This window comes from Kushneria pakistanensis, from assembly GCF_014652795.1.
Lineage (GTDB): Bacteria > Pseudomonadota > Gammaproteobacteria > Pseudomonadales > Halomonadaceae > Kushneria > Kushneria pakistanensis.
The window spans coordinates 1,089,695-1,099,669 of the sequence record NZ_BMZM01000002.1; the positions used below are offsets into that span (position 1 = coordinate 1,089,695).

The following is a 9,975-nucleotide window of genomic DNA, read 5'->3' on the forward strand; positions in this document are numbered from 1 at the left end:
GGCCAGGGCGCCGTAGGAGAGGACTCAGAATGCGAATTGATAAACTCACCAGCAAATTGCAGGCTGCCCTGGCCGATGCCCAGTCGCTGGCGGCAGGGCGTGGTCACAACCAGCTTCAGCCGGGTCATGTGTTGCTGTCACTGCTGGATAGCCGGGACTCCGGCTTCAAGGGGCTGATTCAAAAGGCCGGCGGCGATCCGGGCCGCGTGCGCGATGCGCTGGTCAGGCAGGTAGATGACCTGCCAACGGTCAGCCAGTTCGATGGCAACGTCACCATGGGTCAGGAGCTGGGGCAGCTCTTTAATCTGGCTGATCGCGAAGCGCAAAAGCGCAATGATCAGTTCATTGCCACCGAGCTGGTCCTGTTGGCAGCGCTGCAAACGAAGTCGGCCATCAGTCGTGCCCTGAGCGGGGCCGGTCTTACCGAGCAGGGGGTGCGCCGTGCAATCGATGATCTGCGTGGCGGTGAGAACGTCAACGATGCCGAAGCCGAAGAGAAGCGCGAGGCACTGGACAAGTACACCACCGACCTGACCGAACGTGCTGCCAGCGGCAAACTGGACCCGGTCATCGGCCGTGATGACGAAATTCGCCGCACCATTCAGGTGCTTCAGCGTCGTACCAAGAACAACCCGGTATTGATCGGTGAACCCGGGGTGGGCAAGACCGCCATTGTGGAAGGCCTCGCCCAGCGCATTGTCAACGGCGAGGTGCCCGAGAGCCTCAAGGACAAGCGTGTGCTGTCACTGGATCTCGGCGCGCTGCTGGCTGGTGCCAAGTATCGTGGTGATTTTGAGGAACGCTTGAAGGGCGTGCTCAACGAGCTGTCGAAGGAAGAAGGACGCGTGATCCTCTTTATCGATGAGCTCCACACCATGGTAGGCGCCGGCAAGACCGAAGGCTCGATGGATGCCGGTAATATGCTCAAGCCGGCCCTGGCCCGCGGCGAGCTGCACTGTGTGGGTGCCACGACGCTGGATGAGTATCGCCAGGATATCGAGAAGGACGCCGCCCTTGAGCGCCGCTTCCAGAAGGTGCTGGTCGATGAGCCCTCCGAAGAGGACACCATCGCCATCCTGCGCGGGCTCAAGGAGCGCTATGAGGTCCATCACGGCGTCGACATCACCGATCCGGCCATCATTGCTGCGGCACGGCTGTCCACACGTTACATCACCGACCGCCAGCTGCCCGACAAGGCCATCGACCTGATTGATGAGGCCGCTTCACGCATTCGCATGGAGATGGACTCCAAGCCCGAAGAGATGGATCGTCTTGAGCGGCGTCTGATCCAGCTCAAGATCGAGCGCGAAGCCCTCAAGAAGGAAACGGATGAGGCGACCCGCAAGCGTCTTGAGCTGCTGGAAGGCCAGATCGAGGCCATGTCACGAGAGTACGCTGATCTGGAAGAGGTCTGGAAGGCCGAAAAGGCCAGTCTGCAGGGCGCGGCGCAGTACAAGGCCGAGCTTGAACAGGCACGTACCGATCTGGAAGCGGCGCGTCGTCAGGGCGATCTGGGGCGCATGTCGGAAATCCAGTACGGCCTGATTCCGGATCTGGAGCGCAAGATCAGCGAGGCCGGTGAAGCCGAAAGCACGCCACTCAAGCTGCTGCGCTCGATCGTGACCGAAGAGGAGATTGCCGAAGTCGTTTCGTGCTGGACCGGTATCCCGGTGTCGAAAATGCTCGAAGGCGAGCGTGACAAGCTCCTTCGTATGGAAGAGGCGCTGCATGAGCGCGTGATCGGCCAGGATGAGGCCGTCACGGCCGTGTCCAATGCGGTACGTCGCTCGCGGGCCGGTATCAGTGACCCCAATCGCCCCAACGGCTCATTCCTGTTTCTCGGGCCAACCGGGGTGGGCAAGACGGAGCTTTGCAAGTCGCTGGCCGGCTTTTTGTTCGATACCGAAGAGGCCATGGTGCGTATCGACATGTCGGAGTTCATGGAAAAGCACTCCGTGGCCCGCTTGATCGGTGCGCCTCCGGGCTATGTCGGCTATGAGCAGGGTGGCTATCTGACCGAGGCCGTACGACGCAAGCCCTATTCGGTGCTGCTGCTGGATGAAGTGGAGAAGGCACATCCGGATGTCTTCAACATCCTCCTGCAGGTGCTCGAAGACGGACGCCTGACCGATGGCCAGGGGCGTACGGTGGACTTTCGTAATACCGTGATCGTGATGACCTCGAATCTGGGGTCCAGCATCATTCAGAATCATGCCAGCGAGCAGGATGAAGCAGGCTATGAGCGCATGCGTGCTGCGGTCATGGATGAGGTGTCTTCTCACTTCCGCCCCGAGCTGATCAACCGCATCGATGAGGTTGTCGTGTTTCATGCGCTGGGCCAGACGCAGATCCGGGCGATCGCCAACATCCAGCTTGATCAGTTGCGCAAGCGACTGGCGGAGCGCGAGATTGCCATTGAGGTCAACGATGAGGCGCTGGCGCAGCTGGCGGAAGCTGGCTTTGATCCGGTCTATGGGGCGCGTCCGCTGCGTCGTGCCATTCAGAACCGGATTGAAAACCCGCTGGCACAGGCCCTGCTTTCCGGACGCTACGCTCCGGGGGACACAGTGCGTATCGAGGCGCGTGACGGCGAGCTGGTCTTCGAGCACTAAGCCCGGCACACGATATCCATCTCAGACGATAAAAGGGCGGCTACCATCGGTAGCCGCCCTTTTTATGCGCTGGATAATGCCGCCTGTAACAGAGTGATCAAGGCGCTGTGTTTTCGAACGTGGCCTCCGGGTAAAGGGCCAGCAGTGCGCGCAGTACCCCGTTGGTCCATCCAAAGCCATCCTGAGCCGGGTATTCACCACCATCCGGCGCGGCATTGATATCCATGACGTTATACTTCTCCAGCAGCTTGTGATCCTTTTCGAAGCGGTAGAAGTTGTTGTGCATCCAGCGTTTGGCAATGGTGTCCGCCAGCCGGTCATGGCCGTAGCGCTTGAGCCCCTTGATCGCCATCCACTGAAGCGGTGCCCAGCCGTTGGGTGCATCCCATTGTTGCTCGGTATCGATGGTGGAAGTCATCAACCCGCCGGGCTGAAGCAGCTGATGCTCCAGTGTATCGGCCACATGAGCCGCCTGCTCATCGGTGGCCACACCAAAATAGAGTGGGAACACGATGGCAGCACTGACGCTGTCGGTCAGCTCGTTTTCATGCCAGAGATAGTCCCCGAAACGCTTCTCTTCCTGTGACCAGAAGAGCCGGCGCAGCGCGTCCAGCCGTGAATTGGCGGCACTCTGGAAAAAGTCGGCCCGCTGGTAATGGCCGAGCCTGCGATGCGTGGCAGCCAGCAGTGACTCCATGTGATACAGCAGGCAGTTGAGATCCAGCGGCAATATATCCACGGTACGAATGGTCGCCAGATCATGAGGATCGCTCAGCCAGCGTGAACTGAAATCCCAGCCGCTTTCTGCACCGGCGCGAATGTTGCGCCATACCTCGATATGGTTGCGCGTCGAATGGCAGGCTGTCTCCATATCCTCACGAAAGGACTCTTCGCGCGGCGTATTCAGATCATCCCAATGGCGATTGAGCAGCGTGCCTTCGGAAAGCTTGACGCTGCGACGGTAGGCCTCGCAGTGATGCAACGCCTCGGTACCATCCATCCAGTAGGTATATTCACGCTCCATCTGTGGCAGATAGTGCTCATAGACCCACTCGCCATCATGCTGGGCCAGCTGTCCTACCATGCCGCAAAAGAAGGGCGGCTGGGAGCGCGACAGATAATAGGTACGGTTGCCGTTGGGCACGTGCCCATAGGCATTGATCAAAAAGGCAGCGTTGTTGACCATGTCACGCATCAGATCGATGCGGCCGCTTTCACGCAGGCCCAGCATGGTGAAATAGCTGTCCCAGTAATAGATCTCGTTGAAGCGACCGCCGGGTACCACATAGGCATGGGGCAACGGCAGGCGCGAGGAGTTCGGGTTATAGCGGGGCCGGGGCTGGCGCGTCAGCACGTTCCAGAGCGCATCGATATGATCACGAATGTTGCTCTGGCGCTGTGGCGGCTCAACGTTGGCTTGGGTTTCAATGCGCTCAAAGCGCGCTTCGACAAATTCGCGCAGTGTCTCATTGCTGACACAGGGCGCATTGTCACAGTTTGAGTAGCGCGCACAGAGCTGGGCATAGTCGGCCATGATGTCTTCGACCGACTTGGTCGGAATCATGTCGACAAAGGTCTTGCTGTCACTGAACAGACCGCGACTCTGCACATCGTGAAACAGCATGCCCCAAAGGTGCTCGGGCAATGGCGGAAGTTCGGCAACTTCCGGCGTGTCCGGCATCGAAGGTGTCAATGCGGCAGCGGTCATGGTCATGGCAAATTCCTGAAACAATACATTGCGTTTCTGCCCGATCAGAGATGGCAGGATGAAAATGGCACTGCCCTGATAGTTTTCAAGACGCCTGCCATATGCAGTGCGCCCCTGTAATGATGACCGGTATTAACGCAGGATAGTTCATCCCGACGTCTTTCCCCTGGTACAGACTATAACGGCAGACATGATTTGAAACTGTTGTGCCCCCATGCACCGATTTCGTGCAATATGCAGCCGCTTTTCAAGGCTTGAGCGCTATAAATGCGCATGCATCAGTTGACACCGGGACATCACTGATAGAGTCTTGAAGGTTCCTGATTGCAGGCATGAATTCCCCGGGTGACCCCCGGTATCATGGAGGACAGTCACCTGGCGACTGCCTGCCTGCCCAAGGACCTGAACAGGCGGGCCAACCCCCTGCCTGATCAACGCCCCTATATGTCGACCCGACATGAGATTGAGCAGGTCCTCGCTGCAACCCGTCATCAGGCGGCAGCATCAGGTGTCGCTGGCCACGGGCCGCGGCAGGCGGCACAGCCGTCCTCGAACGCCAATGCGCATGGCATTGTGAACGCACTCGAGACCTTATAGGGGAACTCAAACGTGGAATTGCTTTCCGGAGCCGATATGATCGCCCGCTTCCTCAAGGATGAGGGCGTTGAATATATCTACGGCTACCCAGGCGGGGCAGCGCTGCACATTTATGACGCGCTTTTCCGTCAGGATGATGTCAAACATATTCTTGTTCGCCACGAACAGGCGGCAACCCATATGGCCGATGGCTATGCCCGTGCTTCCGGCAAACCGGGGGTCGTGCTGGTGACCTCGGGGCCTGGCGCTACCAATGCGGTAACGGGTATTGCCACGGCATATATGGATTCCATTCCAATGGTCGTGCTGTGTGGTCAGGTGGCCAGCCACCTGATTGGTGAGGATGCCTTTCAGGAAACCGACATTGTCGGGGTCACGCGTCCCATCGTGAAGCACAGCTTTTCGATCCGCCATCCTTCCGATATTCCGACCGTGCTCAAGAAGGCCTTCTACATTGCGTCTTCCGGGCGCCCCGGGCCTGTGGTGGTCGATATTCCCAAGGATATGACCGCACCGACAGAGCGTTATGAGTATGTCTATCCGCGCAAGGTCAAGCTGCGTTCATATAGCCCTGTGTCACGCGGACATACCGGGCAGATCCGCAAGGCGGTCGAGCTTTTGATGAGCGCCCGGCGTCCTGTCATCTTTGCCGGTGGTGGGGTCATTACCGGTCGGGCATCCGAGGCGCTGACTGCGCTGGCACATCGACTTAATCTGCCGGTCATCACCTCGCTGATGGGGTTGGGTGCCTTTCCGCAAAATGATCCACAATCGCTGGGCTGGCCGGGCATGCATGGTTCCTATGAGTCCAACATGGCCATGCACAACAGTGATCTGGTGCTGGGTGTGGGCGTGCGTTTTGACGATCGTGTGACCAACAACGTCAATCGGTTCTGTCCGGATGCGCGCATTGTGCACATCGATGTCGATCCCAGCTCCATCTCCAAGACCGTGCATGCCGATGTGCCCATTGTCGGGGCCGCTGACCATGTGCTCAACGAGATGCTCAATCAGATCGGCCAGCGCACAGAAGCGCAGGAGTCGCTGGATGAGTGGTGGGAGATGATCAATGCCTGGCGCGCCGAGCGTCGCGGCAAGCTTTATGAGCCGGCCGCTTCTGGTGAGCCGCTCAAGCCGCAGCAGGTCGTCGAGGCAGTTCATCGCGCCACGCACGGTGATGCCTACGTGGTGACCGATGTCGGCCAGCATCAGATGTTTGCTGCCCAGTATTATAAGTTCAATCAGCCCAACCGCTGGATCTCTTCAAGCGGGCTGGGCACGATGGGCTATGGTCTGCCGGCCGCCATGGGCATCAAGCTCAACTATCCCGATGAGCATGTCGTGCTTTTCACGGGGGAGGGCAGCTTCCAGATGATGATGCAGGAGCTGTCGACCTGTAAGCAGTTCGGCATTCCGGTCAAGATCGTCAATCTCAACAATGCCTCGCTGGGGATGGTGCGCCAGTGGCAGGATCTGAACTACAAGTCCCGTCATGCGCACTCTTACATGGAATCCCTGCCGGACTTCGAGAAGCTGATCGGGGCCTATGGCTTCAAGGCGATCACGGTCAACACGGCCGATGAGCTCGAGCCGGCACTGGAAGAGGCCTTCCGCTCGAAGGATGAGCTGGTGTTTCTCGATATTCATGTTGACCCGCGTGAGCACGTCTATCCGATGCAGGTTCCGCAGGGGGCCATGTGTGACATGCTGCTGTCGAAGACGGAGCGAACCTGATGCGCCATATCATATCGATGCTGCTTGAAAACGAGCCGGGCGCGCTGTCACGTGTGGTTGGGCTCTTTTCCCAGCGCAACTTCAACATCGAAACGCTCAATGTCGCCCCGACCGATGACCCAACGCTGTCGCGTCTGACAGTGACGACCCATGGTGATGAACGCATCATCGAGCAGATTACCAAGCACCTCAATCGACTGATTGATGTGGTCAAGCTGGTGGATCTGACTGAAGGGGCACACATTGAACGCGAGCTGATGCTGGTCAAGGTCAAGGCGCAGGGCAGTGCCCGTGACGAGGTCAAACGCACGGCGGATATCTTTCGCGCCCAGATCGTGGATGTCACGCCAAGCGTCTATACCGTGCAGATTACGGGTGACGCCACCAAGCTGGATGCCTTTCTGCAGGCCGTAACGCCGTTGGGCGTACTGGAAGTGGCGCGTACCGGTGTTTCCGGAATTGCACGTGGTGACAAGGTGTTAAGCCTCTGACACCGGAATTTTTTGCACGACGTTTAGATTAACCGATAGCGTTTATGTCAACCGATGGCGCTGCCGTCCATTAAAAGGTGAAGGTAATGCAGGTTTATTACGACAAGGATTGCGATCTCTCTCTCATCCAGGGCAAGAAGGTCACCATCCTGGGTTACGGCTCGCAGGGACACGCCCACGCCAACAACCTCAAGGAGTCCGGCGTTGATGTCACGGTAGCCCTGCGCAAGGGTTCGGGTTCCTGGCAGAAGGCAGAAGGTTCGGGTCTGAAGGTGGCTGAAGTGGCTGATGCGGTATCCGGTGCCGATATCGTCATGTTCCTGGCGCCCGATGAGCACCAGAAGCAGATTTACTATCGTGACGTCGAACCCAATCTGAAGGAAGGTGCGGCACTGGCCTTTGCTCACGGTTTCAACGTGCATTACCAGCAGATCGAGCCGCGTGAAGATCTGGACGTGATCATGATCGCGCCCAAGGCGCCGGGCCACACCGTGCGCCAGACCTATACCCAGGGGGGCGGCGTGCCCAGCCTGATCGCTGTGTATCAGGACAAGTCCGGCAAGGCGCGTGAGCTGGCGCTTTCCTATGCCAGCGCCAACGGTGGTGGCCGTGCAGGTATCATCCACACAACCTTCCAGGAAGAGACCGAGACCGACCTGTTCGGTGAGCAGGCCGTTCTCTGTGGTGGTGCGACTGCACTGGTGCAGGCTGGTTTCGAAACGCTGGTAGAAGCTGGCTATGCGCCCGAAATGGCCTATTTCGAGTGTCTGCACGAGCTTAAGCTGATTGTTGATCTGATGTATGAAGGCGGCATGGCCGACATGCGCTACTCGATCTCCAATACTGCCGAGTATGGCGATTACGTCACCGGTCCGAAGATCGTGACCGAAGAGACCAAGAACGCCATGCGTCAGGTGCTCAAGGACATTCAGGAAGGTACCTTTGCCAAGGACTTTATCCTGGATCACCAGGCCGGCTTCCCGACACTCAAGGCCAAGCGTCGTCGTGGTAGCGAGCACCAGATCGAGCAGGTAGGTACCAAACTGCGTGCCATGATGCCCTGGATTGCAGCCAACAAGATGGTCGACAAGTCGAAGAACTGATTCGATTCAAGACCCTCAGGAAAACGGATGCGAGGTTCGCATCCGTTTTTTTATGCCTGTCACTTATGGCGTCTGAAAAAGCTGACCCTGCGCGGATTCGGTGACAGCAGGAATCACCGTGACGCGATCTCCGCGATGAATGATGCCGCCGCGCACGATGCGAGCCGTCATGCCACCATGGCCTCGCAGGGCGTTATAACCTCCCGGGCCAAGGATCTGCTCCATACGACTGCAGGGTGCGCAGGGTCCGGTAATTTCAATGATGACATCGTCACCAATGGTCAACCGTTGCTGGCGGCAGGCCAACAGGTTGAGCCCCGATACCAGAAGGTTACGCCTGAGCTGGTCGGGGCGAAGTTCACTCATGCCACAAAAGGCAGCGATAACCGGTAAATGCTCAGCCTGCAAAAGCGTGACTTCACGCTTGCCTGCGCGAGCGCTGTAATGATCGCCCTCAATGCCCTGGCCTTCGATCAGGGTCAGCGTCTCCATGATCTCGACATCGCCATGACGTCGTGGGCGACGGCTCAACCATTCCAGCCGACCGGCATGCGGGAACTGTGTCATGAGCCTTCTTAAGCTTTCCATGTCGTCTCCGTGTTAACACCTGGTCATCTTCTATGCTTTGATGGTCGTATCTTTTCAAAGGACATTGTTGTCATGACGCAGACGCCTCCACCGAACAATCGACCACCCCGTGATCCCTTCTCCGAGTTCAAGGATGATACGGAAGTGGTGGAAGACATCATGCAAAACGGGAAGCGCGTGCGCCGGCGCGGCATCTATCTGCTGCCCAACCTCTTTACAACGGCGGCACTGTTTTCCGGCTTTTTTTCCGTGGTCGCTGCACTCAATGGCAATTTTGGCTCGGCGGCCATCGCTATCTTCGTATCCATGGTGCTCGATGGCTTTGATGGCCGTGTGGCCCGCATGACCAATACGCAAAGCGCGTTTGGTGAAGAGTACGATAGCCTGGCCGACATGCTGTCCTTTGGTGTGGCTCCGGCCATCGTGGCCTTTGCCTGGATACTGCAGGATGTTGGCAATCTTGGCTGGATAGCAGCCTTTGTCTATGTCGCCGGGGCAGCGCTGCGCCTGGCACGTTTTAATGTCCAGATCGGCAGTACCGACAAGAAGTGGTTCATCGGTCTGCCAAGCCCGTCGGCGGCAGCGGTAGTGGCCGGCTTTGTCTGGACATTCCACAGCTTTGAGGCCACGGCCTTTGGCTTCAAGGTGCTCATGGCCATTATCGTGGCAGCGGTAGGCATCCTGATGGTCAGTAATATTCGCTACTACAGCTTCAAGGAAGTGGACTTCAAGAGTCCGGTACCCTTTGTGGCACTGCTGGCTATAGTGCTTGCCTTTGTTCTTATCTCTCTGGAGCCGGCCATCATGCTGCTGCTGCTGTTTGGCAGCTACGCTGCTTCCGGTCCGATACTGGCCATCATGCGTCGCACCGGTCATGCCAGGCCCATCCACAGTGGTATCGCAACGACCGAGGAAGAGATGGAAGCCGCCAATGCCGAGACGTCTGAAACATCAGTCAGTGCTGATGGGGCAGGGGTGGCGGGCGCTCCAGAAATATCTGAAAAAGGCGATGAAAGAAAGTAGCCCCTTTTTCAAAAAAGGGGTTGCGCGATCGGAGGCCGATCTATAAAGTACGCATCCGCTGCCACGGAGCACAACGCAACGCGGCAGCGGGAAGTGAAGCAGGTGATTGTTTTGACTGG

At 58.0% G+C, this 9,975-nt stretch carries 7 protein-coding genes; 5 read left to right on the forward strand and 2 right to left on the reverse strand.

Going from position 1 to position 9,975, the window contains the following annotated elements:
• The first annotated feature begins 29 nt into the window (after window positions 1-29).
• A complete protein-coding gene (gene clpB / locus IE123_RS10370; RefSeq protein ID WP_189517797.1) occupies window positions 30-2,612 on the forward strand; it encodes an ATP-dependent chaperone ClpB in 2,583 nt (860 codons plus the stop codon).
• A gap of 97 nt (window positions 2,613-2,709) precedes the next feature.
• Here the strand turns inward: clpB and treF are convergent, their stop codons facing one another.
• Entirely contained in the window at window positions 2,710-4,326 is a 1,617-nt protein-coding gene (gene treF / locus IE123_RS10375) for an alpha,alpha-trehalase TreF (RefSeq protein WP_229819692.1), read from the reverse strand.
• Window positions 4,327-4,929: 603 nt separating this feature from the next.
• Here treF and IE123_RS10380 point away from each other — a divergent pair.
• From IE123_RS10380 to ilvC, 3 genes are all read left to right on the forward strand, one after another.
• Window positions 4,930-6,651, forward strand: coding sequence for an acetolactate synthase 3 large subunit (locus IE123_RS10380; protein WP_189517799.1), 1,722 nt, complete (start codon window positions 4,930-4,932; stop codon window positions 6,649-6,651).
• A complete protein-coding gene (gene ilvN / locus IE123_RS10385; protein WP_189517807.1) occupies window positions 6,651-7,142 on the forward strand; it encodes an acetolactate synthase small subunit in 492 nt (163 codons plus the stop codon). Before IE123_RS10380 ends, ilvN begins: the two co-directional genes overlap by 1 nt.
• An 86-nt stretch (window positions 7,143-7,228) precedes the next feature.
• Complete coding sequence (ilvC, locus tag IE123_RS10390; RefSeq protein WP_189517809.1) at window positions 7,229-8,245, forward strand: ketol-acid reductoisomerase; 1,017 nt, start codon at window positions 7,229-7,231, stop codon at window positions 8,243-8,245.
• Between the two features lie 63 nt (window positions 8,246-8,308).
• Here ilvC and IE123_RS10395 read toward each other — a convergent pair whose 3' ends face one another.
• On the reverse strand, window positions 8,309-8,833 hold the full coding sequence (locus IE123_RS10395) for an MOSC domain-containing protein (RefSeq protein ID WP_189517811.1): 525 nt from the start codon (window positions 8,831-8,833) through the stop codon (window positions 8,309-8,311).
• Window positions 8,834-8,905: 72 nt separating this feature from the next.
• On the opposite strand from IE123_RS10395, the gene pssA reads away from it, so the two are divergent.
• The gene (gene pssA / locus IE123_RS10400) at window positions 8,906-9,856 is read left to right on the forward strand and encodes a CDP-diacylglycerol--serine O-phosphatidyltransferase (protein ID WP_189517813.1); all 951 of its coding nucleotides are present in this window, start codon (window positions 8,906-8,908) and stop codon (window positions 9,854-9,856) included.
• Window positions 9,857-9,975 lie beyond the last annotated feature (119 nt).

Bases quoted from the DNA above. Each gene is read 5' to 3' on its own strand.
- IE123_RS10395 (WP_189517811.1), bottom strand. From the start codon at position 8,833: ATGGAAAGCTTAAGAAGGCTCATGACACAGTTCCCGCATGCCGGTCGG.
- clpB (WP_189517797.1), top strand. From the start codon at position 30: ATGCGAATTGATAAACTCACCAGCAAATTGCAGGCTGCCCTGGCCGAT.
- treF (WP_229819692.1), bottom strand. From the start codon at position 4,326: ATGACCATGACCGCTGCCGCATTGACACCTTCGATGCCGGACACGCCG.
- ilvC (WP_189517809.1), top strand. From the start codon at position 7,229: ATGCAGGTTTATTACGACAAGGATTGCGATCTCTCTCTCATCCAGGGC.
- pssA (WP_189517813.1), top strand. From the start codon at position 8,906: ATGACGCAGACGCCTCCACCGAACAATCGACCACCCCGTGATCCCTTC.
- ilvN (WP_189517807.1), top strand. From the start codon at position 6,651: ATGCGCCATATCATATCGATGCTGCTTGAAAACGAGCCGGGCGCGCTG.